The following is a 26,484-nucleotide window of genomic DNA, read 5'->3' as shown; positions in this document are numbered from 1 at the left end:
AGTCGCACTACGGGCGGCTTTGTTAATTTGGTTGCGGGGGAGGATTTAAACCTGCGGCCTTCAGGTATGAGCCCGTCGCCCACGTATGTCCCCCTTGTAGGTCCCTTGTGGGGGAGATGCCCGGCAGGGCAGAGGGGGTATCAACAGCCGCTCTCGACTTTGTGTCAGCAGAACCGCGCTCTCACTCCTCCGCCACCGTTGCCGGCTCGTCGAGCATGGCGCGGTAGCGGTTGAGGCTCTCCTCGAGATGCAGCGCCAGGGCGTTCTTCGCCCCTTTGACGTCGCCCTGGGTGATCGCCGCGAGGATTGCCGCGTGCTCCTTGTTGATCTTCTTCAGATAAGCCTGATAGCCGCCGGCCGACTGGCGGTGCTTCAGCACCAGGTCAAGGCTGATTTCGCCTCTGACAGCCTCGAGAAAGCGCGGAAAATGCGGATTGCGCGTCGCCTTGGCGATCGCCAGGTGAAAGTCGAAATCCGCCTCTGCCTCGATCTCGGCGTCGGTCGTGTCGAGGCTTTCCAGTTGATCGTAGGCCCGCGCGATCTCGGCCAAGGCCTCCGGCGTCCGTCGCGACGCGGCAAGTGCCACCGACTGCAGTTCGACGCCCAGACGCAGCTCGATGATCTGCATGGCGGAGCGAATATCGTCGATCCGGCTGATCTCGAAATTGAGCGTTTTGGCGTCCTTCTCGGTGACGAAGACGCCGGCACCCTGACGGGCGGTCACGCGCCCGGCCACCTTCAGCGAGGTCAGCGCTTCGCGGATCACCGTCCGGCTGACGCCGAACTCCTCGCAGAGCTGCGCGCTTGAGGGAAGCTTGTCGCCGGGACCGTACAGGCCTGAATCGATGCGTGAGGCGAGTTGCGCGACGACGATTTCGGCGAGATTGCCTCGTTGTGTGATGACGCTCACGTCTGGGCCTGATTCCTTCGGGTCTTTCGGGTCTATAGTTTCACATATCACATATCATGTGAGTTGTGGAAATCAGCATCGCTACAGACCAGCGCTTTCAATAGCTGCAGCGGATGCGGCAGACCCGGTGCGCCCATCAGCTTGACCTGCGACCGGCAGGAATAGCCGGTCGCCATCAGGACGCGATGCGGGCCGGCGCCCTCGAACTTTTGCTGCCAGCTGAGCCTGTAGATGGTTTCGGACAAGGCGCGATTCCTGCGTTCGTGGCCGAACGTTCCGGCCATGCCGCAGCAGCCCGCGTCCTCGATGGTCAGCTTCAGCCCGAAGGCCTCGAAGATCGCGCCCCAGGACCGGACGCTGTCCGCCGCATTGGTCCGCTCGGTACAGTGCGGCAGCAGCACATACTGCGTCTCCGGCCTGTCGAACTTGCGGTTCGCGAGCCGGTCGAGCCGGGCGCCCAGCCATTCCTGCGGAAGCAACACCGTCGGCGTCCTTTCCGCCCCCAATGCGCCCGGGTATTCGCTGCGATAGCAAAGCGTCATCGACGGATCGAGACCGACGAGCGGCACGCCGCTTGCCGCCAGGCGGGAGAGATGGCGGGCATTGCGCTCCGCCACCCGCTCGAAGGCGCCGAGATAGCCATGGACGTGCAGGGCCTTGCCATTGGCCATCAGCGGCGCGACGAACGGCCTGAAGCCGAGAGCGAGAAGCAGATCGATGACATCGAGGAGCAGCGCGGGCTCGAAGTACGAGGTGAAGCAGTCCTGGACGAGGATCAGGCTTCTTTCCTTCTCCGATGCGGAAAGCGCAGCCAGTTCTGCTGGCCGCGCGAGGGCGACACCGCGCCGGCGCAGCTCCGCCGGCAAAGACTGGCTTGGAAGGAGCGGCAGTGCCGTCAACCCGACCCTCCCCATCAGCACCTGGCCTGGCCGGCTGCCGGCGACCAGATTGTAGAGCCCGCCGACCTTTGCCATCACAGGCAGCAGGTGCTCGATGGAGGCGATCAGCGGATCCTTCAGCGGCCGCAGGTAGCGGCCGTAATAGAGTTCGAGGAATTTCGAGCGGAAAGCCGGCACGTTGACCTTCACCGGGCATTGGCCGGCGCAGGCCTTGCAGGCAAGGCAGGTGTCCATCGCCTCGCGGACCTGATCAGAGAAGTCGCCCTTTGTCGTCCGGCCGAGGCTGGCGATCAGGCGCGGAAGAAAGCCGCGCCAAACGGGACGCCGGCGCAGCCTCTCGGCCTCGGCCTTCGGATCAACGCCCCGTTCGGCCAGAAGCCGCAGCCATTCGCGGATCAGCGAGGCCCGCCCCTTGGGCGAGAAACGCCGGTCGCCGGTTCCCTTGAACGACGGGCACATGGCGGAATCAGTGTTGAAATCGAAGCAGGCGCCATTGCCGTTGCAGTAGGCGGCATTGTCGAAGGCCTGGCGGGTCTCTGGGTCGATCCGGCGGTCGAGGGCGCCTCGCAAGGGCAGCTCGTCGATTCGCGTCAGCGCTCCGTGACCGGGGGTGGCGATCTTTCCGGGATTGAGCTGGTTGTGCGGATCGAAGGCGGCCTTCAGCCGCTGCAGCTCGGGATAGAGCGGACCGAAGAAGTCGGGAGCATATTCCGAACGGACGCCCTTGCCATGCTCGCCCCAGAAGACGCCGCCATATTTCCGCGTCAGCTTTGCCACCGCGTCGCTCACCCGGCGCACCAAGGGCTCCTGTCGCTCGTCGGTCAGGTCGAGGGCCGGCCGGACGTGCAGGACGCCGGCATCGACATGGCCGAACATGCCGTAGTCGAGCCCCTCGGCGTCGAGAAGCGCCCGGAACTCGCCGATGTAATCGGCAAGATGCTCCGGCGGCACGGCGGTGTCCTCGACAAAGGCGACGGGCCGACGCGGCCCCTCGACATTGCCGAGCAGCCCGACGGCACGCTTGCGCATCGCCCAGATCGCCTCGACGTCGCGCTTGTCTGGCGCCAGCGTAAATCCACGCCGTCCGGGCCTGCCGTCAGCCGACAACGCCGATGTGACCTGATCGAGCTTCGCTTGGAGCCCTTCTTCGTCATCTGCGAGGACTTCGACGATATTGATCCCCGCGACATCCCCGGCCCGATTATCCGCGAAGAATTGCCCGACCTCCTCCCAGACGATGTCGCTTCGCGCCAGCGACAGGACCTTGGCATCGATCGTTTCGACCGAGGCGACCTTCAGTTCCACGAGGAAGCGCGCATCCCGGAGCGCCATGTCGAAATCGTCGTAGCGGATGTTGATGAGCGCTGCGAAACGCGGGATCGGCAGCAGATTGAGTTCGGCCTCGGCGATCATCGCCAGCGTACCCTCGGCGCCGCAAAGCACGGCGTTCAGGTTGAGACCGCCATCCTCGGTGCGGAGATGGGCGAGATCGTAGCCGGTCAGGAAGCGGTTGAGCTTCGGGAAGGTCGCACCGATCAGATCGCGGTTTTCGCGCTCGATCGCGTCGGCAAGCCGATGAATTTCGCCGACCCGGTCCGGTCGCTCGAGGACATCCTTGAGCGCTTCGGGCGCAAGCGGCCGCGACAGCCACTCGGTCCCGTCCATGAGGACGGCATTCAGCGCAAGAACGTGGTTGCTCGTCTTGCCATAGATGCAGGAGCCCTGGCCGCAGGCATCCGTGTTGATCATGCCGCCGATCGTGGCGCGGTTGGAGGTCGACAGCTCGGGCGCAAAGAACAGGCCATAGGGCTTAAGCGCCTTGTTCAGCTGATCCTTGACGACACCGGCTTCGACGACCGCCGTTCGCCCGGCCGGATCGATGGAGAGTATCCGGTTCATGTGACGGGACATGTCGATGACGATGCCGTCGGTCAACGACTGGCCGTTGGTGCCGGTCCCTCCTCCCCGCACGGCGAAGCAGACACCCCGGAACCGCGGCTCGGAGGCAAGCCGGGCGATCAGGACGAGATCCGCCCGCCCCCTCGGAAACAGCACGGCCTGCGGACGAAGCTGATAGATCGAGTTATCGGTCGCAAAGACGGTGGTCGATCCGGCACTTGCCTCCATATCGCCAGCAAAATTCGCTTGCCGCAGGGCGTCGAGATAGTCCGTATACTGGCGTCCCATCTTGGGTCTTGCGGCCAAGGCCGGTATCATCGATTTACCTCGGATGCATCTTATAACTTGGCATATGAGTGATATCATACTAGCCTGGCAATCAACAGTTCAAATTGCGAGGGCGTAGCAATGAAAGGACAAACAGCGGTCATCGTGGGCGGCGCTTCGGGCCTCGGCCTCACCACCGCGAAGCTGATGGTCGAGCGGAGTGCCGCGAAGATCGGCCTGATCGACAAGAACGAGGAACGCCTCGCCGAAGCCGCGAGGATCCTGGCAGATCTCGGCGCCGAAGTCGCGATCGCCAGCGGCGATATTTCTGTCAGGGAAAGCGCCCACGCCGCCTTCGAGGACCTGGCCGGGCGCCTGGGGCGCATCCACGCACTCGTCAACAGCGCGGCGATCTATCCGCGCAAAGCCATCTTCGAGATCACCGACGCCGAATGGGATCTCGAAAATGCCATCAACATCAAAGGCACCTATCACATGATGGTGGCCGCCGTGCTGCACATGCGGCGCTTCGTCAATGCCCCGGACGTGACCGGCCGGATCGTCAACGTGACGTCGGTCGATGCCTTCAAGGCGCATCCCCAGAACGCCCATTACGCCGCCACGAAAGCGGCCGTCGTCAGCCTGACCAAGTCGTTCGCCCAGGAATGCGCGAAGGATCAAATCCTCGTCAATTCCGTCGCGCCGGCCGGCTTTGCGACCGATCGGGCCAAGGAGCTCGGCTTCCTGCCGGAACTCGCCAAGGCGAGCGCCCTCGGCCGCGCCGCCGAGCCGGTCGAAATGGCCGAATGGATCGTCATGATGGCGTCGAGCCGCAATACCTATGCAACGGGCGAGAACGTCGTCATCAGCGGAGGATACATCTATGTCTGACGCCTACAGGACGGCGCTCGTCACCGGCGTCACCAGCGGCATCGGCCGCGCCACCGTGTTTAAGCTCTGCGCCATGGGACTGACGGTGCTCGCCGTCGGGCGCAACGAGGAAGCACTTGCCGCGCTTTCCACGGAGTGCGGGGCCCTGCCGATAAAGGCCGATGTCCGCGACACGCGAGTGATCGCCGAGGAGATCGGCGACCGCGAGATCGACATCCTCGTTAACAATGCCGGCATCCTGTCGACCCGGGCGAGCTTCCAGGAGATCGATCCGGACGAGATCGACGCGATGATCGACATCAACCTGAAGGCGCCGATGCACCTGACGCGCCTCGTGCTGCCGGGCATGGTGGCGCGCAGGCGCGGCCACCTGATCTATCTCGGCTCCAGCGGCGGCCTGGCGCCCTTCCCGTCGATGGGCGCCTACGGCCCCTCCAAGGCCGGGCTCAGCCTGTTCTGCGACAATCTCAGATGCGATCTGCTGGGCACCTCCATCCGCGTCAGCGAAATCGTCCCCGGCCGCGTGCAGACGGACCTTTACCGGACGGCACTCGGCGCCGAACAGGCCCGCTCCGCCCTCTATGACGGCTACCGCCCGATCCAGCCGGAACACATTGCAAGTCTTATCGGCACCGTCATCGATCTCCCGGCCTTCGTCGATGTCGCCCGCATCGAGGTCTTCCCGACCGATCAGGCCACTGGCGGCGGATTGATGGTGAAGTTCGACGGGTGAGCAATTGGTTTCGGCTGGGGACTTGCCTAACCCAGATGCCATAACCACGGCAGCCCCAGATCCAGGGCGCGTGTCACTCGGCAATCGACCGCATGGACCAATGACTCGATCACATGCCAATGGGTGCATTGCGGACATTGGCGACCTTCCAAACCTTCAGGCGAACGACTGAAACGGGTCGATTCTTCCGGTTCCTATCTGAGGGAAGACGGCCTTTCGTCCTGCTCATCTGAACGAGCAAGCTGCGCCAATGGAGACGTGTCAAGCACCAGTTAACGGTGGGGCGCCGCGCGTAGTTATTTAGGCTCCGATGATGGGCGCTCCTGCATCGCGAAGGCGACGATGCTGCCGGAAACAAATGTGAGTGCGGCGACCGATGCAACCGCCCATGCAAGACCGAAACGATCAGCGATGAGACCTGCCGACACCGCTCCGATCGCATAACCAAGATCCCGCCAAAAGCGATAGACGCTGAGGGCGCGGGCCCGCCACGTCGGATGCGCGGCATCCGAGACTGCCGCGATCAGGGTCGGGTAGACCATCGCCGTGCCGAGGCCGATAAAGAGGCTTGCAACAAGCCACCACTCGAAACTACGGGTCAGCGCCGTCAGGAAAAGGCCGAAGGACTGCACCCACATGCCAGAAACGATAAGGCCCTTGCGTCCCCAGCGGTCGCTGAGCGGACCAGTGGCAATCTGAAGAATGCCCCAGGTTGCGGGATAGACTGCCTTGAGAATGCCGATACGCTCGACGCCAAGGCCAAATGAGGCAAAGAACAGCGGAAAGATGCCCCAGCTCATGCCGTCGTTGAGATTGTTGACGAGACCGGCCTGCGATGCTGCGAACAGATTGCGGTCCTTGAAGGAGGTCATTGCGAAGACCTCACGGAACCCGATCGATGGGGATTGCTCCGGGCGGGCCGATGCCTCGAGGCGGACATGGTCCCGCGAATCACGCACCAGCAGGATGGAAAGCACAGTCCCGAACAAGGCGTAAGCGATGCCGATGTAGATGGGCATCGGGCGCAATCCGTATTCCGAAGCGAGATAGCCCGTGATGAATGCCGTCAAACCGACGGCGAGATAGCCTGCGAATTCATTCAATCCAACCGCCAGTCCGCGTGACTTGGGTCCGACCAGATCGACCTTCATGATCACGGTCATCGACCAGGCGAGCCCCTGGTTGATGCCGAGCAGCGCGTTGGCGGCAATGACCCATGCCCAACTCGGTGCCCAGATGACCATGAAGGGGACCGGCAGGCCAAAAAGCCAGCCAAGGACGAGCACGCGCTTGCGCCCCCAGACGTCGGCCATCTGACCGGAGACGAGGTTGGCGAACGCCTTCACAACGCCGAAACTGGCAATGAAGGAGACGACAAGAGTCGTCGAAGCGAGGTGGAATTCTTCCGATCCGATCAGCGGCACGACGGTCCGCTCGATCCCGACCATGCCGCCGACGAAGGCGTTGATCAGAACGAGCAAGGCGAACTGAGACCAGTTTTCGCGCAGACCGAGTCGAATGCTGGATGGAGGCTCGGCTGCGCTCTCTCCTGCCATGGTCACATACCGGAACTGGCGACCTCGACCGCGTACCCCGCCGCCTTCCATTCCGGAAAGCCATCCTTTAGCCGACGGACGTGATATCCTTTCGCGCGCAGCGCTGCGACGGCCTCGAATGACAGGACGCAATAGGGTCCTCGGCAGTAGGCGACGATCTCGTGATCCCTCGGCAGCTCCGCCAGGTGGCGTTCGAGTTCGCCAAGCGGAACGTTCAACGCTCCGGGAAGGTGGCCGAGGTTGAATTCGTCCTCCGGACGGACATCGAGAAGCGTCACATCTTCATCGTCGAGACGACCGAGCAGTTCCTCGCGGGTCACGGGTTCGAGGTGGTCGAGCTTGCCGAAATAGTCGCCGACGATCTCGCGCACCTCGGCGCTGTTGCGTTCGGCATAGCAGTGCAGCGACGCGAGCAGTTCGAGGATCGGTCCGTCGCCGAGACGATACAGCACGCGCTTGCCATCGCGCCGGGAGCGGACATAGCCGCCCCGGCGCAGCAGTTGCAGATGCTGCGAGGTGTTGGCGACCGTCAGCCCCGTCAGTTCGGCCAACCGTTCGACGGAGCGCTCGCCTTGCGAGACGTACTCGATCAACTCGAGACGATGGGCGCTGCCCAGCATCTTCGCCAGTTCCGCGAGCTGCTCGTAAATCTGGACCTTGGGGCTTGACATCGCAAAGCAATCCACAAAGAGTAATCATTCAATTTATACCTTGAATGATTAGTTCTGTAAAGTCGAAAGGTGGATGCGATGACCAGTCGCGGCATGCATCGTCAGGTCTTCTTGCTCGCGAGCGCCCAGGCACTGTTCAGACCGCATCCGTCATGGTCATGACCGTCGGCGGATTGGCAGGAAGCAAGATTGCGCCGTCGCCCGCTCTAACGACCATGCCGATCGCCGCCATGTTTCTAGGCACGGCCATTGCCACCTTGCCCGCGTCGATGTGGATGTCCAGGGTGGGACGACGTCCCGGTTTTGTCCTCGGGGCGCTGCTTGGCGTCGCTGGAGGCGCGACGGCCGCCCTTGGCGTATGGGTAGCCGATCTCCTGTTGCTGTCCTTCGGGACGATGCTCGTCGGAGTCTATCAGGCCTTCGCGCAGTTCTACCGTTTCGCCGCGAGCGAAGTGGCCACCGAAGCGTTCCGGCCACGCGCAATTTCCCTCGTTCTCGGGGGCGGTATCGTCGCTGCGTTCGCGGGGCCGATGATCGGGCGCTTCGGCGGGCCGCTCCTCGGGCCGGAATATCTCGGGTCGTTCCTGCTGCTCTCGCTCGTGTCGCTGCTGTCGGCTGGCATCCTGCTCGGCCTCAGGATACCCGCTGCGACGGCCGCGAATTCGATCGTCGAAGGACGCGATTGGAAAGCGATCGTGTCGCAACCCGCCTACCTCGTGGCCCTGTTCGGCGCGGCAACGGGCTACGGCATCATGATTCTGGCGATGACGGCGACGCCGATCGCCATGGTTCACCACCGCCATGATCTTTCGACCGCTGCGTCGGTCATTCAACTTCACGTGCTCGGCATGTTTCTGCCGTCCTTCTTCACGGGTTCACTGATCGCCCGCTTTGGCGTCCTGCAGATCATGTTCATCGGGGTCCTGATCCTTTCGGGCCACGTGCTGATGACCCTGACCGGAACTGGCTTCGGGTCTTTCGCCGCGGCGCTGGTGCTCCTCGGGGTCGGCTGGAACTTTCTGTACATCGGCGGCACCGCGCTCCTGACCACCACCTATACGCAAGAAGAGAAGGGCCGCGCGCAGGCGATTAACGACATGACGATCTTTGCGGTCGGGCTCGCTTGTTCTTTCGGAACAGGGGCGTTGCTGCAGCGGCTTGGCTGGCAGATGCTGAACCTCGCGCTGCTGCCATGGCTGGCCGTGGCTGCCGCTGCCTTGGCATGGCTGGGCTACCGTCGGCGCCGAGGTCTCGAGCCCGCCCACGCAGCGTGACGCAGCCTCCGTCCGCCTTGCGAAAATTACCTCTCGCAAATGAGGGGTCATCGGCTCGGGTTCCCAGCAGGGTTTAATTGGGCGTTGCGCCGCCTTCGTACATGAACGTCGTTGGCTTCGGCCCTCGCATGTAGCCCGTCTCAATTCGATCGATACGAAAGCCACCGTCCTCTATCATCGACCTGATCGGTCGGTTGAGGTGACAGCCGCCGCCGATGCGCCGCCAGACCGGCGTGAGCCTATTTTGCCACCAGCGCACTCCACCGTCAGGAGAGAGCCCGTGCTCGACGAACAATAACTTGCCCTGGGGCCGCAGCACCCGGCGCATTTCCGCCAGTGCCGTCGCAGCCCTGGGGATCGTGCACAAGGTCCAGGTCGTCACGACCGTGTCGATGCTCTTGTCCTCAAGCGGAATGGCTTCAGCGGACGCCTCAATGAAGTTGACCGGCATCTCCGAATGCGGGACGCGGCGGGCCATCGCGAGAAGGGCAGGGTCAGGCTCCAGGGCGAGTATTTCCCGGACAGAACGGTAAAAGGGAAGGTTCAGCCCCGAGCCGCTGCCTATCTCCAGAACGCGGCCCTCTGCAGCACCGACCACGCGCTCGCGATAGGGGTGCAGGCGCTCGTTGCGCATGGAAAGATCGCATAGCTTCGGCAGGATCACATCGCTGTAAATGCCCATCCGCGCGGCTCCTTATGACGCGACGGTGCGCGTCGGTCCTACGTTTCGTGAACTAAGTTTTTGATCTGTTGCCGATCTTCCGAGGACCACTTGTTGGGTTCCTCCTGATGAGCGGTTTCTCCGTGGAGTTCGATGTGCTTCCATAGCTCCGCTTCAGTCTCGGCCGTGAACGACGCCGGACAGGTTTCCATTCCAGGGTAGTCCTTGCAGCGATATGAGTAGGCCATTGCTTCACCCTCCTACGCTGCCATCAGAGTAGCATGGGTCGTACCGACAACGAACAGAGGCAAAACTCTGGAGCCGCCGAACCTGGGACGAACTCTGCGAATGACCGCATAGGGCTCAAACCGGACTACCAACACACCGCATCCAGCACCACGCTTCGCCGTTTCCCCCGCCAACCGACAAAAACAGTCTTGACGCTGCGGCGATAACGGTGACTATTGGCGTCCATTCACCAGGGGGGTCCCGGCAAGGGGCTGAGATACTGCTAGAGCGCGCAGTGACCCGTTGAACCTGATCCAGTTCATACTGGCGTAGGGACGGTGCGGACGTTTGATGCCAGGATTCCGTATTCCCGCGATCCACCGGCGATGCGTCTTTTCATCCTTCCGGCTTCAGAACTGGGTCTCCAACGCGAAAACTTTGGAGCCTCAAGATGAATGTTTTCAAGCCTCTCGCCGCAGCGCCTTCGGTCACGCAAGGGCCGCTGCCGGCCTCCCGCAAGGTCTACAAGCCCGGCGAGATCCATGCCGGCATCCGCGTGCCGATGCGCGAGATCGCGCTGCACCCGACCTCCGGCGAGCCGGCGGTCACCGTCTATGACGCCTCCGGCCCGTACACGCTCGAAAATGCCGATATCCGCATCGACGCCGGCCTACCGCGGCTGCGCCGCGACTGGATTCTCGCCCGTGGCGATGTCGACAGCTACGAAGGCCGCACCGTCAAGGCGGAGGATAACGGCTTTGCCACCGGCGAGCGCCTGACGCCGGAATTCCCCGTTCGCCACCAGCCGCTGAAGGCGAAGCCCGGCCAGGCCGTCACCCAGCTCGCCTATGCGAGGGCCGGTATCATCACGCCGGAGATGGAGTTCATCGCCATCCGCGAGAACCTTGGCCGCAAGGCCGCCAAGGAAGCGCTCGCCCGCGACGGCGAGAGCTTCGGCGCAGCGGTCCCCGATTTCGTCACCCCGGAATTCGTCCGCCAGGAGGTCGCTAGCGGCCGGGCGATCATCCCCGCCAACATCAACCATCCGGAAAGCGAGCCGATGATCATCGGGAGGAATTTCCTCGTGAAGATCAACGCCAATATCGGCAATTCCGCCGTCACCTCGTCGATGGCCGAAGAGGTCGAGAAGATGGTCTGGGCGACCCGCTGGGGCGCCGACACGGTCATGGACCTGTCGACCGGCCGCAACATCCACAATATCCGTGAATGGATCATCCGCAATTCGCCGGTGCCGATCGGCACCGTGCCGCTCTACCAGGCGCTGGAGAAGGTGAACGGCATCGCCGAGGATCTCAGCTGGGAGGTCTTCCGCGACACGCTGATCGAGCAGGCCGAGCAGGGCGTCGACTATTTCACCATCCATGCCGGCGTCCGGCTGCACTACATCCCGCTGACGGTCAGTCGCGTCACCGGCATCGTCTCGCGCGGCGGCTCGATCATGGCCAAGTGGTGTCTACATCACCACCGCGAAAGCTTCCTCTACGAGCATTTCGAGGAGATCTGCGACATCTGCCGCGCCTATGACGTCTCCTTCTCGCTCGGCGACGGCCTGCGGCCCGGTTCGATCGCCGACGCCAACGACGCGGCGCAGTTTGCCGAGCTCGAAACGCTCGGCGAACTGACCAGGATCGCCTGGGCCAAGGACTGCCAGGTGATGATCGAGGGGCCCGGCCACGTGCCGATGCACAAGATCAAGGAGAACATGGACAAGCAGCTCGCCGTCTGCGGCGAGGCGCCCTTCTACACGCTCGGGCCGCTGACGACCGATATCGCGCCCGGCTACGACCACATCACGTCAGGCATCGGCGCGGCGATGATCGGCTGGTTCGGCACCGCCATGCTCTGCTACGTCACGCCGAAGGAGCATCTCGGCCTGCCGGACCGCAACGACGTCAAGGTGGGCGTCATCACCTACAAGATCGCGGCCCACGCCGCCGACCTCGCCAAGGGCCATCCGGCCGCCCGCATTCGCGACGACGCGCTGTCGCGCGCCCGCTTCGAGTTCCGCTGGGAGGACCAGTTCAACCTGTCGCTCGATCCGGAGACGGCCCGCAATTTCCACGACGAGACGCTGCCGAAGGAGGCGCACAAGGTGGCGCATTTCTGCTCGATGTGCGGCCCGAAATTCTGCTCGATGCGGATCTCGCACGACATCCGCGCCGAGGCGCAGAAGGAGGGGCTGGAGGCGATGGCGGCGAAATACCGCGACGGCGGCGACCTTTACATGCCGCTTCCAGGGGCCGCCGAGCCCGCCGGAGAGTAGCATGCGTGTGCTGATCAAGGGGGCCGGCGTCGCCGGCCTCACTTCTGCCCATGAACTCGTCGCGCGCGGCGCGGAGGTCATGGTGTCCGACCCTTCTCCCGGCTTCGCGAGCGCCGCGTCCTGGTATGCCGGCGGCATGCTCGCCCCCTGGTGCGAGCGGGAAAGCGCCGAGGAGGCGGTTCTTACCCGTGGCATCGGCGCTGCCGACTGGTGGGAGGCAGTGCTTCCCGCCGGTTCGGTGCATCGCAACGGCACGCTGGTCGTCGCCCCGCCGCGCGATGCGGCCGAACTCAAGCGCTTCGCCTCGCGCACCTCCGGCTTCCGCTGGATCGGCGCGGAAGAGATCGGCGCGCTGGAACCGGCGCTGGCCGGGCGGTTCCGTCAGGCGCTGTTCTTTGCCGAGGAGGCGCATCTCGACCCGCGCCTGGCGCTTTCGACGCTCCGGCAGGGGCTCGAGGCGCAAGGCGTGGTTTTCAGCGGCGGGCCGATTGACGAAGGCCGCTTCGACCTGACCATCGATTGCACTGGCGCCGCCCAAATCGGCGACATCGAGGGACTGCGCGGCGTTCGCGGCGAAATGCTCTATCTCCAGACGGAGGAGGTCGCCCTGTCCCGCCCGGTGCGTCTGCTGCATCCGCGCATCCCGCTTTATATCGTGCCGCGCTCCGGCGGGCTCTTCATGTGCGGGGCGACGATGATCGAGAGCGACGACGCCGGCCCGATGACGGCGCGCTCGCTGATGGAGATCCTGAACGGCGCCTATACGCTGCATCCGGCCTTTGCCGAGGCACGGCTTGTCGAAACCGGCACGGGGGTGCGCCCGGCATATGCCGACAACTTGCCGCGAGTGTCGCGACACGAAAGCACCATCACCGTCAATGGCCTCTACCGCCACGGTTTTCTCCTGTCGCCAGCCCTGGCCGAGGAGGTGGCGGCGCTCGCCCTTGGCCAACCTTGCGGCAGACCCCTCCCCAACCCCCCCCCACAAGGGGGAGGGGCTAAGCAGCCGCTGCGATCGCCCGCCATTTTCGACCATCGCGCCAGATGCAAAGGACGTGACCGAGGCGGAGGCAACGCGGCCGAGGAAGCCCCTCCCCCTTGTGGGGAGGGGTTGGGGAGGGGTGAAATCAGGAGAGTCTGGCGCGGGATGAGGAAAGGTTTCTCAGAAAGGAAATGCCCGATGAAGTTCACCATCAACGGCGAGGAGCACGAACTCCCCGCGACCACTGTGGCCGACCTGCTCTTACTCCTCGAATACGAGGGCGAATGGCTGGCAACGGCCGTCAACGGCGAACTGGTGCACGGCGCCGATCGCGCGCGCCACAGATTAAGCGAGAGCGACCGGATCGAAATCCTGTCGCCGATGCAGGGAGGCTGACCATGCCGCAATTCTATGGAACCGACATGCGCTCGCGGCTGCTGCTCGGCACGGCCCGCTATCCGTCGCCCGCCATATTGGCTGAAGCGGTGCGGCGCTCCCGCACCGATATCGTCACGGTGTCGCTGCGCCGCGAGACGGCCGGCGGCCGTCAGGGCGGCGCCTTCTTCGAGCTGATCCGCGAGCTCGGCGTGCGCGTCCTGCCGAACACCGCCGGTTGCCACTCCGTCTCCGAAGCAGTGCTGACGGCCAAGATGGCGCGCGAGGTGTTTGCGACCGACTGGATCAAGCTGGAAGTGATCGGCCATCACGACACGCTGCAGCCGGACGTCTTCGGCCTGGTCGAAGCCGCCCGTATCCTCACCGGCGAAGGCTTCGAGGTATTCCCCTACACGACCGATGACCTGGTCGTCGCGGAGCGGCTGCTCGCAGCCGGATGCCAGGTGCTGATGCCCTGGTGCGCGCCGATCGGCAGCGCCATGGGTCCGCAGAACCTGGCCGCGCTACGCGCCATGCGCGCCGAATTTCCCGACGTGCCGCTGATCGTCGACGCCGGCATCGGCCGCCCCTCGCATGCGGCAACGGTCATGGAGCTCGGCTATGACGCCGTGCTCCTCAACACCGCGGTGGCCGGCGCCGACGATCCGGCCGCCATGGCCGAAGCCTTTGCAGCCGCGATCGAGGCCGGACACATGGCCCATGGGGCCGGCATGCTGGAACCGCGCGACATGGCCGTCCCCTCCACTCCGGTCATTGGAAAGGCGGTCTTCTCGTGACGCTCGACCCGTTCTACCTCATCGTCGACAGCGCCCGATGGATCGAACGCCTGGTGCCGCTCGGCGTCAAGCTGGTGCAGCTCCGGATCAAGGAACGAAGCGACGAGGATATCCGAAACCAGATCCGCATTGCCAAATCGATCTGCACGGCCCATCGCTGCCAACTGATCGTCAACGACTTTTGGCGTCTGGCGATCGAGGAGGGCTGCGACTTCGTCCATCTGGGCCAAGAGGATCTTGCCGAGGCCGATCTCGGCGCCATCCGTGCCGCCGGGCTGAAGCTCGGACTCAGCACCCATGACGAGGCGGAACTCGAAGCGGCGCTTGCCGCCGCGCCGGACTATGTGGCGCTGGGGCCGATCTATCCGACGATCCTGAAAAAAATGAAATGGGCGCCGCAGGGCTTGGCGCGGCTTTCCGCCTGGCGGGAGCGCGTGCACCCGCTGCCGCTCGTCGCCATCGGCGGGCTCAATCCGGAGAGGATCGACGGCGTCTTCGCCCACGGCGCCGACAGCGCTGCCGTCGTCACCGACATCACGCTCAACGCCGACCCCGAAGCGAGGACCAGGGAATGGATTCGGAAGACCGAAGCGTGGCGTTAGCTAATGCATGTCGCCTTCGGCGCAACTTCGAAGCCGTTCAAGCGCCACGTCGACCCGGTCCGTCGACCGGAAGGCGGCCGAATTCCCGATGGCGGCTCTCGGCTAACCGCAACGGGCGATTTCGGCCTCGCCCCCCAACCTCAAAGGGCCGGTCTCCAGTGAGGCCGGCCCTTGTTTCTGTCGCTGACGCTCAGCGGCCGCGAGGGCTCAGCGGGAATTTCTCCGCATCGTCATTCCACGGATCGAAGATTGTTGCGCCGGATGGCCGAGCGTCCTTCACATTGCGTGTGACAAGATAGAGATCATGTTCGATCGCCGTCGCTGCGAGCATCGTGTCGATCACAGGCGGGGCGTGACCGCTGTCGCGTTTCACTTCCCCTGAAATTCGTCCCCATCGCCGCACGACGACGTCGTCAAGCGAGAGGACCCGCCGGCCAAAACGCTCGGCCAGCGCGTCGCGCGCCGCCATGTAGCGCGGCCGGTCGGTATGGTCCTCCGGAAGGTTGTGAATGCCCTTGTCGTACTCGGCCAGTGTCAGGATGCTGATGTAGATGGCTTCCTCATCCTGATCGGCTGCCCACGTCTTTACCGAAGGCGCACCCCTCGGATTGATCAGTGCGGCCACGACGTTGGTGTCGAGCAACCAGCCCTTCAAAGCTCGATATCCCGGCCGCGATCCATCTCGCGTTCAAGATCTAGCTCGGCAAGATGCAGACTTTCCATGAATTCGATGAACGGTGCTCGCGGCTTCTCGGGTACGAGGCGGTCGAACTCCTCGGCGCTCATAATAACAACCGCATCCCTGCCCCGCACTGTCACGCGCTGCGGCCCGTCCTCGCGCGCGTGCCGCACCACCTCGCTGAAGCGCGCCTTGGCGTCTTCGAGCTTCCACCATCCGGCCGCGTTTTGTCGGCGCGCTTTTTTCAACTTCGTCAGGTCCGCGTTCTTGCCCATCGTCGCTCACCTAGTCAGATAGTCAGATATGTAGCACGTCTCTCACAGATTTTCCAGATTGCGTCACCGGCGCGGTCAAGAGGAGCACGATGCCAGCCCGGACGCGATGCGTCTATCTGGCCGCCATGCTGGCGACGAGATCGCTGAACCTTTCGCCCTGGATGCCGACATGGCTGCGCAAGAGCCGGCGGGCCTCGTCCCCGTCGCCGGCGAAGATCGCGTCGACGATGCCGCAATGTTCCGAGAAGGACGTGGTAAGACGATTGCGCACCCTTAGCTGCAGCCGACGATAGGGGCGCAGCCGCCGATGCAGTTGCGTGCATTGCTCCTCGAGGAAGTCGCTGCGGCTCGCCGCATAGATCGCCCTATGGAACTCCTCGTTGTCGTAATAATAGGCGTCGCTGTCGCCGGCCTCGGCGGAGTGCTCGCAGCGCTCGTGCGCCGCCGTGATCGCCTGACGCGACCGCTCGTCGAGACGGCGGGCGGCAAGCGAGCCGGCGAGGCCCTCGAGCTCGGCCATGACCTCGAACATTTCATAGATGCGGTGCGGACCCGGATCGATGACCACGGCGCCGCGGCGCGGCCGAATTTCGATGAGGCCGATCGCATTGAGCTGCATCAGCGCCTCGCGGACCGGCGTTCTCGATACGCCGAAGCGGCTCGCCAGAACCATCTCGTCCAACCGCTCGCCGGGAGCGAACTCATTGGAAAGGATGGCGTTTTCGATCTCGTCCCGGAGCCACCGGCCAACATTCTCGGACATCCGCTCCACCTTCGTAATGCAGGAACTCAAATCTTGTATACACGATCATTGACGTTGCACACGTAGTGTGCCAGTTTATATACCATACCGCCAAGCTTGAAAATGAGAACGCCGGCGCGCGCCGATAGATTAGACTGACGACGCACCCATGCAGCAGGAGGAGAATGGCATGCCCGGAACCTCTTTTTTCAGCGATATGCTGCAAGGCATCACCGAACGCGGTCGGAAGCTGCTGTTTGCCGGTTCGCGCGCCGCGGATGTCGCAGCCGAAGCAAATCTCGAGACCCTTTGCGAAATGCTGCTGTCGAGCCGCGGCGAAGCATCCGGCATGGCCATCGCAGCCGAGATCCTCGCGCGCTGGAGCAAGCTCGACAGCGACGGCGTTGAAGCGTTCCTGCACGTGCTCTCTGAAAAATTCGGCGCCGATACGGTAAAGCTCGACAAGGCGGTCGACCGGTACCGCACCGAAAAGAGCCCATCGGCAATCATCGCTCTCCACGGGGCGGCGGAGCCACGTCGTCAGGAACTGCTGCGCCGGTTGAATCATGCGCCAGGCGGTACGGCCAAGCTGGTCCGGATACGCCAGCAGCTTCTCGCCTCCAAGGACCGATCGGACGAATTTCGCGCCGTCGACAGCGACTTCGCCCATTTGTTCAGTTCCTGGTTCAATCGCGGCTTCCTGACACTCCGCCCCATCGACTGGTCGACCCCGGCGCACATCCTGGAGAAGATCATCAAATACGAGGCCGTGCACGAAATCGCCGGCTGGGAGGAACTGCGTCGACGCCTGGCGCCGGCCGACCGGCGCTGCTTCGCCTTCTTTCACCCGCGGCTCACCGACGAGCCGCTCGTCTTCGTCGAAGTGGCGCTTGCCCGATCCGTCCCGGGCGCCATCAGGGACGTGCTCGACGAGGGTCGGGAACAGATCGATCCCGATCAGGCGACGACCGCCGTCTTCTATTCGATCTCCAATTGTCAGGAGGGCCTGCGCGGCATCTCGTTCGGCAATTTCCTCATCAAGCAGGTCGTCGAGGACCTGCGCAGGGACCTGCCCGGCCTCAGGAACTTCGTCACGCTTTCGCCGGTGCCGGGCTTTGCCCGTTGGCTTGCCAGGGCGCGCACATCGGAAGCCGAGCCGCTGCTGACCGAGGAAGATCGCAAGGTTCTGGGCCTGCTCGACGATCCGGCATGGGTCGACGACGCGAACGCGGCAAACGAGATCGAACGCGTGCTGCTGCCGCTCGCGGCCCATTATTTCCTGATCGAGCGCACGCCGGAAGGTCGGCCGGTCGATCCGGTCGCCCGCTTCCATCTCGGCAACGGCGCCCGCCTGGACAGGCTGAACTTCCTCGGCGACCGCTCGGCCAAGGCCATGCAGCAGGGGCACGGCCTGATGGTCAATTATCTCTACAAGCTCGAGGACATCGAGGCGAACCACGAGGCTCTGGCGCAGCGCGGTGAAGTCACCGCATCGCCGGCCGTCAAGAGCCTGCTCGGCCGAAACGGCGAAAGCCGCCGCGGCGGCAGGAGCGAAATTTCACGGCCGTTCGCACAGGTCATGAACGACAGGACTGGAGGAGGGCGCAAGTGAGCAACCATCTTTTCGACGCCATTCGGACCGCCGCCACCGGCGATGCGCCGTTCATCCGCATCAATGGCGGCCGGACCTGGACCTATGATGACGCGCTCGACCTTTCGGGCCGCATCGCCAGCGCGATCGATGCGCTCGGCATCCGTCCGGGCGACCGGGTCGCGGTGCAGGTCGAAAAGAGCGCCGAGGCGCTGATCCTCTATCTCGCCTGCCTTCGCTCGGGCGCCGTCTACCTGCCGCTCAACACCGCCTATACGCTCGCCGAACTCGACTATTTCATCGGCGATGCCGAGCCGCGCCTGGTCGTCGTTTCGCCGGCCGCCCGGGAGGGCGTCAGGACGATCGCGGAACCGCACGGCGCGATCGTCGAAACGCTCGACGCCGATGGCACGGGCTCGCTTCTCGATCTCGCACGCGACGAGCCGGCCGGTTTCGTCGATGCGTCGCGCTCGGCCGACGACCTGGCGGCAATCCTCTATACCTCGGGAACGACGGGCCGCTCCAAGGGGGCGATGCTCACCCACGGCAACCTGCTCTCGAATGCCACGACCTTGCGCGACTCTTGGCGCATCACCGCCGCCGATCGGCTGATCCATGCCCTGCCGCTCTTCCATACGCACGGACTGTTCGTCGCCACGAATGTCACGCTGCTGGCCGGCGCCTCGCTGTTCCTGCTGCCGAAGTTCGATCCGGACGAGATCCTGTCGCTGATGCCCGAGGCGACGCTGCTGATGGGCGTTCCGACCTTCTACGTGCGCCTGCTGCAGAGCCCGCGCCTCGACCGGCAGGCGGTCGCCAGCATGCGCCTCTTCATTTCGGGTTCGGCGCCGCTGCTCGCCGAAACGCATGTCGAATTCAGGAAGCGCACCGGTCACGCGATCCTCGAGCGCTACGGCATGACCGAGACCAACATGAACACCTCGAACCCCTATGACGGAGAACGGATTGCCGGAACGGTCGGCTTTCCGCTGCCCGGCGTGACGGTGCGCGTCACCGATCCCACAACCGGCGCCCCACTGCCGCCGGAGGAGACCGGCATGATCGAAATCAGGGGGGCGAACGTCTTCAAGGGCTACTGGCGCATGCCGGAAAAGACGGCCGCGGAATTCACCGCCGATGGGTTCTTCATCAGCGGCGATCTCGGCAAGATCGACCGGGACGGCTATGTCCACATCGTCGGCCGCAGCAAGGACCTGGTGATATCGGGCGGATACAACATCTATCCGAAGGAGGTCGAGGGCGAGATCGACCAGCTCGAGGGCGTCGCCGAAAGCGCCGTGATCGGCGTCCCGCATCCGGATTTCGGCGAAGGCGTCACCGCCATCGTCGTGCGCAAGCCCGAAGCGGCGATCGATGAGAGCGCCATCCTCGGCGCGCTCAACGACCGCTTGGCGCGCTACAAGCAGCCGAAACGCATCATCTTCGCCGACGACCTGCCGCGCAACACGATGGGCAAGGTCCAGAAGAACGTGCTGCGGCAGCAATACGCCGACCTCTACGGAAAGAGGTAACCCATCCCGTGCGCCTCTAGGAGGGAGGCGCACGGGAATTTTCAGTCTTCAAGAATCGCGAACTGCCGGCGCGCGAGGCGCCGGAGGGAGGGGAATCATGGGCATCGAAATCCTATCCATACTGCTCCTGGTCGGCATGTTCATCATCGCGACCATCCAGCCGATCAACATGGGTGCGCTGGCCTTCGGCTGCACCTTCCTGCTCGGATCGCTGATCATCGGCATGAAGGCCAATGACATCTTCGCCGGCTTCCCGAGCGACCTGTTCCTGACGCTGGTCGCCGTCACCTATCTCTTCGCCATCGCGCAAATCAACTGCACCATCGACTGGCTCGTCGAATGCGCCGTCAGGCTGGTGCGCGGCCATGTCGTCTGGATCCCCTGGGTGATGTTCCTGGTCGCCGCCGTCATTACCGGTTTCGGCGCCCTTGGGCCGGCCGCCGTCGCCATCCTCGCACCGGTGGCGCTGAGCTTTGCCGTACAATACCGCATCCACCCGGCGATGATGGGTCTGATGGTCATCCATGGCGCACAGGCCGGCGGCTTCTCGCCGATCAGCGTCTATGGCGGCATCACGAACCAGATCGTCGTCAAAGCCGGCCTGCCCTTCGCCCCGACGTCCTTGTTCCTCTCCAGCTTCTTCTTCAATCTGGCAATCGCCGTGCTGGTGTTCTTCGTCTTCGGCGGCGCCAAGATCATGAGGCAGAGACCGGCAACGGCCGGGCCGCTGCCCGAGCTCCACCCCGAGGGCGTATCCGCATCGATCCGCGGCCATGGCGGCACGCCCGCCAAGCCGATCCGGGAGCACGCCTACGGTACGGCGGCGGACACCCTGCAGACATTGCGCCTGACCCCGGAAATGATCTTCACCCTGGGCGGCCTGACGGCGCTCGGCATCGGCGCCCTGGTCTTCAAGTTCAATGTCGGCCTGGTGGCGATCACCGTCGCCGTGGTGCTGGCGCTCATCTCGCCGAAGACCCAGAAGGCGGCGATCGACAAGGTGAGCTGGTCGACCGTGCTTTTGATCACCGGCATCATCACCTATGTCGGCGTCATGGAGAAGGCCGGGACAATCGACTATGTCGCCAGTGGCATTTCAAGCCTCGGCATGCCGCTCTTGGTGGCGCTGCTCCTGTGCTTCACCGGAGCGATCGTCTCGGCCTTCGCCTCCTCGACGGCGCTGCTCGGCGCCATCATCCCGCTCGCCGTGCCATTCCTTTTGCAGGGCCATATCAGCGCCATCGGCGTCGTCGCGGCGATCGCCATCTCGACGACGATCGTCGACACCAGCCCGTTCTCGACGAACGGCGCCCTCGTCGTCGCCAACGCACCGGACGAGAAGCGCGAGCACGTGCTGCGCCAGCTGCTCATCTACAGCGCACTGATCGCCATCATCGGACCGGTCGTCGCCTGGCTGGTCTTCGTCGTGCCAGGCCTGGTCTGACGACGTCTGCGTCGGCATCCCCTTCTCCGGGAAGAGCGGAGCCCTCCTCCGCCTTCCCACAGGCACTCGGAACAATCGCCGACGGCGCTGGTTTGCCTTCCCGTGCCCCAAATCGATTACGTACCCCAGGAGGAACCCATGCCCGACTTTGACAGGGACGGACGCACTGCCGCCGCCCAGGGAACCAGCACGATGACGGCCTTCTTCGATAGTCGGCGTGACGCGGAAGCGGCGGTAGAAAGGCTGCACAAGGCAGAACTCGGCGCCGCCTCGGTTCAGCTTGTCCTCGGCATCGGCGAAAGGTGCTCTGATTTCGAGCGAGAAGGAATCTGGTCGGCGATCGAGAATTTTTTCTTCCCCGACGAGGATCGAGAGATCTATGCCGAGGGCCTCGCCCGCGGCGGATATCTGGTGACGGTGAGCGGCATCGACGACCAGAGTTACGCAGCCGTCCGCGACATCCTCGACGACGAAGGCACGATCGATCTCGACGAGCGTGCCGACCTGTGGAGGAGCGAGGGTTGGAGCGGCTGGCAGGGAGGCGGCGTTGCGCCGAACGCACTGCCGACCGGGTCCACGGAAGATACTTTCGACGCCCCTCGCCCGGCAGCCGCGACAAGGGATCATGTCCGGAGCTCCGGGACCGTTCGGACATACCGGACAGAAAGCGCTTCGGCACCGGTCAGTGTGCACGAAACGCCGCCGCGCGGAATTTACGAACCCCAGCCGCATTCGCCCAATTCCGGTGCCTGGCCCCAGGCCGAAGCCGACGCTTCCGGCGGTTTCCGCCAGGAACAAGACGGGCGGAGCCAAAGCCAGCAGATCGGCTCCGGCTGGTCGCAGAGCCAGAAGTGCGGAAGCTGAGGGATTGAAGCGGAGACACCCCTCTGCCCTGCCGGGCATCTCCCCCACAAGGGTGGAGATCGGCAAGTGGCGACGTCCCGGCCTATCAATATCCAATGCATGGACTTGCAGGTGCCGTGATTTCGGCATGCCCAAGCGAGGCAGAGCGGCGTTTCCAGCGATTCTCCCCCTTGTGGGTCCCTTGTGGGGGAGATGCCCGGCAGGGCAGAGGGGGGTGTCACACCCGTTCTCCCGATTTTCAATTCCGCTCTCTCTGAGTTCAGGTCTTGGCGCTCGAATTCGGGTTGTGCTTGTCTTTCTCGGTGACGGGACCCTTCGAGCCCTTGGAGCCTCCATCCCACTCCTGCGCCTTGCGGGCCTGATCCCCGCCGACATGGCCAGGCTGGTTTTTCCTGGCGGTACCGCTTTCTCCCTTGTTTTTCGGGCGATCCGGTTTCTTTTCCATCTGAGGCTCCATCTGTTGTCTCGGGCGTTGCCGCTGAGCGACCAATCTCCAACAGTTTGAAGGCCGATCGGTTCCAGCTTGCTGAACCCGCCATGATCGGGTAGGAGGGAGCCTTACGGCATCCCTCCTCCCACACCACCGTGCGTACGGTTCCGTACACGGCGGTTCCTGACATCCTCGGCGTTGTGGTCCTTAATGCCTGCCACCTTATAAGCACCCAGCTTTATCTCACGGATTCCGTCCGCTACTTCCAGCTTTAGGTCCTCTTGCGAGGCATCTGCTCAAGGCGATCAGAAAAGCGGTCCTTGCTTCGCATGTCAGGTTCAGCCCTTCACCGCTTGGTCCGGCTACTACGGCCTCTGCTGACTCCTGCCGCCCCATCCCGGCGCCTTTCGACGCCGGTAGCACATCTGTCTCCAGAGGCAGGCCGGCAGGTCTCCCAGGGTAATGCGCGTGACCTTCGTGCCATATACCTGTCGCATCTACGCCCGCACCCTCCGGGTGATATCGGGCTTCGGGCACTTTGGCTCCCTCGCCCGGATGCGGACGCCTTATATGCGCTTCCTGTTCGTCAGGCCGGCACTTTGCTTACAGCTTTCCTTCAGACCCCGCCTCGCGACGACGCCCTTGCTGTTCGGCTAACGGTTCCCATCACCAGGGCCCGTAGAGGACTTCCACCTCCAAGTCATCGACCGGATACCATCCCGATCAAACGGTGCTTTCGCACCACGCGCCATGCCTGGCGCACCAAAGAAAAGCCCCGGAACGCGTGCGTTCCGGGGCCATCTGGTCGCCTGACCGGGAGAAAGGAATCAGGCGGCCTGTACCTTCTTCGAGACCCGGGCCCATTCCGGGATCCAGTCGCGATGCGCCACGAGCAGGTCGTCGACGAGCGACCAGATCTGGTCGAGGTCGAGCTCGGCGGCGGTGTGCGGATCCATCATCGCCGCATGATAGAGGTGCTCACGGTTTTCGGTGACGAGCGCCTGCACCGTCAGTTCCTGGACGTTGATGTTGGTGCGGATCAGCGCGGTGAGTTGCGGCGGCAGCGCGCCGATATAGGTCGGCTGGATGCCGGAGGCGTCGACGAGGCACGGCACTTCGGCGGCGCAGTTTTCCGGCAGCGAGGTGATGCAGCCATTGTTCCTGAGGTTGCCGTAGATCACCGAAGGCTCGCCGGTCCAGACCGAGTTCATGATCGACGAGGCATATTCGTGGCTCTCGGCCACCTCGATCGTCTCGGCCTCCTTGAAGGCGGCCGCCTGCCCCTTCCAGCGCTCGATCTGCTCGATGCAGCGCTTCGGATATTCGTCGAGCGGAATGCCGAATTTCTCGATCAGGTCCGGACGGCCGTCCTTGATGAAATAGGGCGTGTACTCGGCGAAATGTTCCGAGCTTTCGGTGACAAAATAGCCGAGCCGCGTCAGCATCTCGTAGCGCACCTTGTTCGGGCAACGCGGGTTCCAGTGGCTGGGCTTCGGGAAGCGCCCTTCGCGGTAGCCGCGGATCAGGTCCGGGTAGAGATCGCGATAGCTGCCGTCCTTCTGCCGATGCTCGAACTTCAGGTAGAAGGCCATATGGTTGATGCCGGCGGCGCGGTAGCGGATTTCCTCGAGCGGGATATCGAGGTCGCGGGCAAGCTCGAAGGCCGTCCCCTGCACCGAATGGCAGAGGCCGACCTGCCTGATCGTCGGGTACTTCTCGGCGATCGCCCAGGTGTTGATCGCCATCGGGTTGACGTATTGCAGCAGGATCGCCTCGGGGCAGACCTTGAGCATGTCCTCGCAGATCTTCCACAGGTGCGGCACGGTGCGCAGCCCGCGCATGATGCCGCCGACGCCGAGCGTGTCGGCGATCGTCTGGCGCAGGCCGTATTTCTTCGGCACCTCAAAATCGGTGACGGTGCAGGGTTCATAGCCGCCGATCTGGAAGGCGACGACGACGAAATCGGCGCCTTCGAGCGCCTTCAGCTGGTTCGAATAGGTTTCGACCTTGGCCTTGACGCCGAGCGTTCGCACCAGCTTGCCGGCGACGATCTCGCTTTCGGCGAGACGCTCGGGGTTCAGGTCCATCAGCGCGATGGTCGCGGCCGAAAGCGCCGGCCGTTGCAGGACGTCGCCGATGATGTTCTTCATGAAGACGGTCGAACCGGCGCCGATGAAAGTGATCTTGGGTTGTCTGGTCATGGAATAGCCTCTGTTCTTGGGAGTCACGCGGCCACTTCGAAGGCGGCTCTGACGAGCCGCTCCGTGTAGGCAGTCTTGGGATTGGAAAGGATTTCGCTCACCGGCCCCTCTTCGACGATCTTGCCGTGCTGCATCACCACGACGCGGTGGCAGAGTGCCCGCACGACCTTCAGGTCGTGGGAGATGAAGAGGTAGCTGAGGCCCCGCTCGTCCTGCAGCTTGCGCAGGAGCTCGATGATCTGGGCCTGCACCGAAAGATCGAGCGCCGAAGTCGGCTCGTCGAGCAGGATGAACTCCGGCTCCAGGGCAATGGCGCGGGCAATGGCGATGCGCTGGCGCTGGCCGCCGGAAAACTCGTGCGGGAAGCGCGACAGGATATTGGCCGGCATGCCGGCGCTGATGAGCGCATCCTGGACGCGGGCAAGCCGGTCCTTGCGGTTCTCGCCGATGCCGTTGACGATCAGCCCCTCCTCGATGATCTGGCCGATCGACATGCGCGGATTGAGCGAGGCGAACGGATCCTGGAAGACGATCTGGATGCGCGAGCGCAGCGGCCGCATGCCCTTGCGATCCTTGCCATGGATCGGCTCGCCTTCGAAAAAGATCTCGCCGGCATCGGTATTGATCAGGCGGATCAGCGCCTGGCCGAAGGTGGTCTTGCCGGAGCCGGACTCGCCGACGAGGCCTAGCGTCTCGTGGCGGCGGAGATTGAGGCTGAGGCTGTCGACCGCGACCAGCTCCTTGAGCTCCGGCTTGAAGAAGCCGCCCTTCTTCAGCATGAAGGAGACCCGCACGTTGCGGCCGTCGAGGACGATCGGCGCGTTGTCCGGGAGCGGCTTGGCCGAGCCCGACGGTTCGGAGGCGAGCAGCCGGCGCGTATAGACATGCTGCGGATTGGCAAAGAGCGCCGCCGTCGTGTTGTGCTCCTTCACCTCGCCGAGCTGCATCACATAGACGTAGTCGGAGAATTGCCTGACCACCGTCAGGTCATGGGTGATGAGGATCACCGCCATGCCGAGCTCCTGCTGCAGCTTGCGGATCAGGTTGAGGATCTGCGCCTGCACGGTGACGTCGAGCGCCGTCGTCGGCTCGTCGGCGATCAGCACGTCCGAGTCGTTGGCAAGCGCCATGGCGATCATCACGCGCTGGCGCTGGCCGCCGGAAAGCTGGTGCGGGTACTGGTTGAGCCGGGCCTCCGGGTCCGGGATCTGCACATGCTGCAGCAATTCCAGCGCGCGGGCCGCCGCCGCACGGCGGCTCATCCGGCGATGCGCCCGGATCGCCTCGATGATCTGGCTGCCGATCGTATAGACCGGGTTCAGGGAGCTCATCGGCTCCTGGAAGATCATCGAGATGCGGTCGCCGCGCAACGCCCGGCGCTCGCGCTTCGAGAACTTCAGGACGTCGCGACCGTCATATTCGATGCGCGAATGTGAGGCGATCGTGGCGCGCTTGGAAAGCAGCCCCATGATGGTGCGGGCCGTCACCGACTTTCCCGAACCGGACTCGCCGACGATCGCCACCGTCTCGCCGCGATAGAGCTGGAATGAGACGTCCTTCACCGCCTCGACCGTGCCGTTCTCGACCTTGAAGTTGACAGCCACCTTGCGGGCGTCGATGACCGGCCGAGTTTCCTTCGTATGGCGGTCCGTCCGTTCTTCGGGTGCCGGGACAATGCTTTCGATCGTTGCCATCGG

The 26,484-nt window shown here is 63.9% G+C and carries 22 protein-coding genes, 2 pseudogenes and 1 riboswitch; of the genes and pseudogenes, 12 read left to right on the top strand and 12 right to left on the bottom strand.

Annotated features, from left to right (window positions below):
- Positions 1–181: 181 nt before the first annotated feature.
- Positions 182–910 carry a FadR/GntR family transcriptional regulator gene (locus NGR_RS01480; RefSeq protein ID WP_164923799.1) on the bottom strand — a complete coding sequence of 243 codons (729 nt, stop codon included), beginning with the start codon at positions 908–910 and terminating at the stop codon, positions 182–184.
- 47 nt (positions 911–957) lie between these two features.
- Entirely contained in the window at positions 958–4,026 is a 3,069-nt protein-coding gene (gene ydiJ / locus NGR_RS01475) for a D-2-hydroxyglutarate dehydrogenase YdiJ (protein WP_012706365.1), read from the bottom strand.
- A 90-nt stretch (positions 4,027–4,116) separates the two neighbouring features.
- On the opposite strand from ydiJ, the gene NGR_RS01470 reads away from it, so the two are divergent.
- Both NGR_RS01470 and NGR_RS01465 read left to right on the top strand, forming a co-directional pair.
- Positions 4,117–4,866: an SDR family NAD(P)-dependent oxidoreductase gene (locus tag NGR_RS01470; RefSeq protein ID WP_012706364.1), complete on the top strand. Its 750-nt coding sequence runs from the start codon at positions 4,117–4,119 to the stop codon at positions 4,864–4,866.
- On the top strand, positions 4,859–5,599 hold the full coding sequence (locus tag NGR_RS01465; RefSeq protein WP_012706363.1) for an SDR family oxidoreductase: 741 nt from the start codon (positions 4,859–4,861) through the stop codon (positions 5,597–5,599). The genes NGR_RS01470 and NGR_RS01465 overlap by 8 nt, the downstream gene beginning before the upstream one ends.
- Before the next feature lie 296 nt (positions 5,600–5,895).
- Here the strand turns inward: NGR_RS01465 and NGR_RS01460 are convergent, their stop codons facing one another.
- Positions 5,896–7,155, bottom strand: coding sequence for an MFS transporter (locus NGR_RS01460; RefSeq protein WP_012706362.1), 1,260 nt, complete (start codon positions 7,153–7,155; stop codon positions 5,896–5,898).
- Between the two features lie 2 nt (positions 7,156–7,157).
- On the bottom strand, positions 7,158–7,826 hold the full coding sequence (locus NGR_RS01455) for an ArsR/SmtB family transcription factor (protein WP_012706361.1): 669 nt from the start codon (positions 7,824–7,826) through the stop codon (positions 7,158–7,160).
- A gap of 78 nt (positions 7,827–7,904) precedes the next feature.
- On the opposite strand from NGR_RS01455, the pseudogene NGR_RS01450 reads away from it, so the two are divergent.
- Positions 7,905–9,100: pseudogene (locus NGR_RS01450) on the top strand (MFS transporter).
- 73 nt (positions 9,101–9,173) lie between these two features.
- Here NGR_RS01450 and NGR_RS01445 read toward each other — a convergent pair.
- Both NGR_RS01445 and NGR_RS01440 read right to left on the bottom strand, forming a co-directional pair.
- Positions 9,174–9,782, bottom strand: coding sequence for a class I SAM-dependent methyltransferase (locus NGR_RS01445; protein WP_012706359.1), 609 nt, complete (start codon positions 9,780–9,782; stop codon positions 9,174–9,176).
- Positions 9,783–9,820: 38 nt separating this feature from the next.
- Complete coding sequence (locus NGR_RS01440) at positions 9,821–10,009, bottom strand: DUF1059 domain-containing protein (RefSeq protein WP_012706358.1); 189 nt, start codon at positions 10,007–10,009, stop codon at positions 9,821–9,823.
- Positions 10,010–10,231: 222 nt separating this feature from the next.
- Positions 10,232–10,343: riboswitch (TPP riboswitch) on the top strand.
- Between the two features lie 97 nt (positions 10,344–10,440).
- Here NGR_RS01440 and thiC point away from each other — a divergent pair.
- The 5 genes and pseudogenes from thiC (at position 10,441) to NGR_RS01420 (ending at position 15,029) form a co-directional block, all read left to right on the top strand.
- The gene (thiC, locus tag NGR_RS01435; RefSeq protein ID WP_012706357.1) at positions 10,441–12,273 is read left to right on the top strand and encodes a phosphomethylpyrimidine synthase ThiC; all 1,833 of its coding nucleotides are present in this window, start codon (positions 10,441–10,443) and stop codon (positions 12,271–12,273) included.
- A gap of 1 nt (position 12,274) precedes the next feature.
- Positions 12,275–13,225 (top strand): annotated as a pseudogene (gene thiO, locus NGR_RS01430) (glycine oxidase ThiO); the annotation flags it as partial.
- A 195-nt stretch (positions 13,226–13,420) separates the two neighbouring features.
- Positions 13,421–13,651 carry a sulfur carrier protein ThiS gene (gene thiS, locus NGR_RS32745; RefSeq protein ID WP_348774922.1) on the top strand — a complete coding sequence of 77 codons (231 nt, stop codon included), beginning with the start codon at positions 13,421–13,423 and terminating at the stop codon, positions 13,649–13,651.
- 2 nt (positions 13,652–13,653) lie between these two features.
- Complete coding sequence (locus NGR_RS01425) at positions 13,654–14,427, top strand: thiazole synthase (protein ID WP_012706355.1); 774 nt, start codon at positions 13,654–13,656, stop codon at positions 14,425–14,427.
- Positions 14,424–15,029 (top strand): thiamine phosphate synthase, encoded by a 606-nt coding sequence (locus NGR_RS01420; RefSeq protein WP_012706354.1) that lies wholly within the window; start codon positions 14,424–14,426, stop codon positions 15,027–15,029. The genes NGR_RS01425 and NGR_RS01420 overlap by 4 nt, the downstream gene beginning before the upstream one ends.
- A 190-nt stretch (positions 15,030–15,219) precedes the next feature.
- On the opposite strand, the gene NGR_RS01415 is transcribed toward NGR_RS01420, so the two are convergent.
- The 3 genes from NGR_RS01415 to NGR_RS01405 form a co-directional block, all read right to left on the bottom strand.
- Positions 15,220–15,684 carry a type II toxin-antitoxin system VapC family toxin gene (locus NGR_RS01415; protein WP_012706353.1) on the bottom strand — a complete coding sequence of 155 codons (465 nt, stop codon included), beginning with the start codon at positions 15,682–15,684 and terminating at the stop codon, positions 15,220–15,222.
- Positions 15,681–15,983 carry a type II toxin-antitoxin system Phd/YefM family antitoxin gene (locus tag NGR_RS01410; RefSeq protein ID WP_012706352.1) on the bottom strand — a complete coding sequence of 101 codons (303 nt, stop codon included), beginning with the start codon at positions 15,981–15,983 and terminating at the stop codon, positions 15,681–15,683. Before NGR_RS01410 ends, NGR_RS01415 begins: the two co-directional genes overlap by 4 nt.
- Before the next feature lie 112 nt (positions 15,984–16,095).
- Positions 16,096–16,746: a GntR family transcriptional regulator gene (locus NGR_RS01405; RefSeq protein ID WP_012706351.1), complete on the bottom strand. Its 651-nt coding sequence runs from the start codon at positions 16,744–16,746 to the stop codon at positions 16,096–16,098.
- Positions 16,747–16,915: 169 nt separating this feature from the next.
- Here NGR_RS01405 and NGR_RS01400 point away from each other — a divergent pair, with 169 nt between their 5' ends.
- The 4 genes from NGR_RS01400 (at position 16,916) to NGR_RS01385 (ending at position 22,156) form a co-directional block, all read left to right on the top strand.
- The gene (locus NGR_RS01400; protein ID WP_012706350.1) at positions 16,916–18,337 is read left to right on the top strand and encodes a malonyl-CoA decarboxylase; all 1,422 of its coding nucleotides are present in this window, start codon (positions 16,916–16,918) and stop codon (positions 18,335–18,337) included.
- Complete coding sequence (locus NGR_RS01395; RefSeq protein ID WP_012706349.1) at positions 18,334–19,848, top strand: malonate--CoA ligase; 1,515 nt, start codon at positions 18,334–18,336, stop codon at positions 19,846–19,848. Before NGR_RS01400 ends, NGR_RS01395 begins: the two co-directional genes overlap by 4 nt.
- Before the next feature lie 97 nt (positions 19,849–19,945).
- The gene (locus NGR_RS01390; protein ID WP_012706348.1) at positions 19,946–21,292 is read left to right on the top strand and encodes an SLC13 family permease; all 1,347 of its coding nucleotides are present in this window, start codon (positions 19,946–19,948) and stop codon (positions 21,290–21,292) included.
- Positions 21,293–21,430: 138 nt separating this feature from the next.
- Complete coding sequence (locus NGR_RS01385) at positions 21,431–22,156, top strand: hypothetical protein (RefSeq protein ID WP_012706347.1); 726 nt, start codon at positions 21,431–21,433, stop codon at positions 22,154–22,156.
- A gap of 259 nt (positions 22,157–22,415) precedes the next feature.
- Here the strand turns inward: NGR_RS01385 and NGR_RS01380 are convergent, their stop codons facing one another.
- The 3 genes from NGR_RS01380 to NGR_RS01370 all read right to left on the bottom strand — a co-directional run bounded on the left by NGR_RS01380 (position 22,416) and on the right by NGR_RS01370 (position 26,481).
- Positions 22,416–22,601: a hypothetical protein gene (locus tag NGR_RS01380; RefSeq protein ID WP_012706346.1), complete on the bottom strand. Its 186-nt coding sequence runs from the start codon at positions 22,599–22,601 to the stop codon at positions 22,416–22,418.
- Between the two features lie 812 nt (positions 22,602–23,413).
- A complete protein-coding gene (locus tag NGR_RS01375) occupies positions 23,414–24,787 on the bottom strand; it encodes an alpha-glucosidase/alpha-galactosidase (RefSeq protein WP_012706344.1) in 1,374 nt (457 codons plus the stop codon).
- Positions 24,788–24,810: 23 nt separating this feature from the next.
- Positions 24,811–26,481 carry an ABC transporter ATP-binding protein gene (locus NGR_RS01370; RefSeq protein ID WP_012706343.1) on the bottom strand — a complete coding sequence of 557 codons (1,671 nt, stop codon included), beginning with the start codon at positions 26,479–26,481 and terminating at the stop codon, positions 24,811–24,813.
- Positions 26,482–26,484 lie beyond the last annotated feature (3 nt).

The sequence above is a fragment of the Sinorhizobium fredii NGR234 genome (assembly GCF_000018545.1).
Taxonomy (GTDB): Bacteria; Pseudomonadota; Alphaproteobacteria; order Rhizobiales; family Rhizobiaceae; genus Sinorhizobium; species Sinorhizobium fredii_A.
Note: the sequence above shows the minus strand (reverse complement) of the source record. Positions and strands in the feature narration are given on the sequence as shown.

Excerpts from the sequence above, each read along its gene's own strand:
- ydiJ (WP_012706365.1), bottom strand. The coding sequence starts at position 4,026 with ATGATACCGGCCTTGGCCGCAAGACCCAAGATGGGACGCCAGTATACG.
- NGR_RS01470 (WP_012706364.1), top strand. The coding sequence starts at position 4,117 with ATGAAAGGACAAACAGCGGTCATCGTGGGCGGCGCTTCGGGCCTCGGC.
- NGR_RS01465 (WP_012706363.1), top strand. The coding sequence starts at position 4,859 with ATGTCTGACGCCTACAGGACGGCGCTCGTCACCGGCGTCACCAGCGGC.
- NGR_RS01460 (WP_012706362.1), bottom strand. The coding sequence starts at position 7,155 with ATGGCAGGAGAGAGCGCAGCCGAGCCTCCATCCAGCATTCGACTCGGT.
- NGR_RS01455 (WP_012706361.1), bottom strand. The coding sequence starts at position 7,826 with ATGTCAAGCCCCAAGGTCCAGATTTACGAGCAGCTCGCGGAACTGGCG.
- NGR_RS01445 (WP_012706359.1), bottom strand. The coding sequence starts at position 9,782 with ATGGGCATTTACAGCGATGTGATCCTGCCGAAGCTATGCGATCTTTCC.
- NGR_RS01440 (WP_012706358.1), bottom strand. The coding sequence starts at position 10,009 with ATGGCCTACTCATATCGCTGCAAGGACTACCCTGGAATGGAAACCTGT.
- thiC (WP_012706357.1), top strand. The coding sequence starts at position 10,441 with ATGAATGTTTTCAAGCCTCTCGCCGCAGCGCCTTCGGTCACGCAAGGG.
- thiS (WP_348774922.1), top strand. The coding sequence starts at position 13,421 with ATGAGGAAAGGTTTCTCAGAAAGGAAATGCCCGATGAAGTTCACCATC.
- NGR_RS01425 (WP_012706355.1), top strand. The coding sequence starts at position 13,654 with ATGCCGCAATTCTATGGAACCGACATGCGCTCGCGGCTGCTGCTCGGC.
- NGR_RS01410 (WP_012706352.1), bottom strand. The coding sequence starts at position 15,983 with ATGGGCAAGAACGCGGACCTGACGAAGTTGAAAAAAGCGCGCCGACAA.
- NGR_RS01405 (WP_012706351.1), bottom strand. The coding sequence starts at position 16,746 with ATGTCCGAGAATGTTGGCCGGTGGCTCCGGGACGAGATCGAAAACGCC.
- NGR_RS01400 (WP_012706350.1), top strand. The coding sequence starts at position 16,916 with ATGCCCGGAACCTCTTTTTTCAGCGATATGCTGCAAGGCATCACCGAA.
- NGR_RS01390 (WP_012706348.1), top strand. The coding sequence starts at position 19,946 with ATGGGCATCGAAATCCTATCCATACTGCTCCTGGTCGGCATGTTCATC.
- NGR_RS01385 (WP_012706347.1), top strand. The coding sequence starts at position 21,431 with ATGCCCGACTTTGACAGGGACGGACGCACTGCCGCCGCCCAGGGAACC.
- NGR_RS01380 (WP_012706346.1), bottom strand. The coding sequence starts at position 22,601 with ATGGAAAAGAAACCGGATCGCCCGAAAAACAAGGGAGAAAGCGGTACC.
- NGR_RS01375 (WP_012706344.1), bottom strand. The coding sequence starts at position 24,787 with ATGACCAGACAACCCAAGATCACTTTCATCGGCGCCGGTTCGACCGTC.
- NGR_RS01370 (WP_012706343.1), bottom strand. The coding sequence starts at position 26,481 with ATGGCAACGATCGAAAGCATTGTCCCGGCACCCGAAGAACGGACGGAC.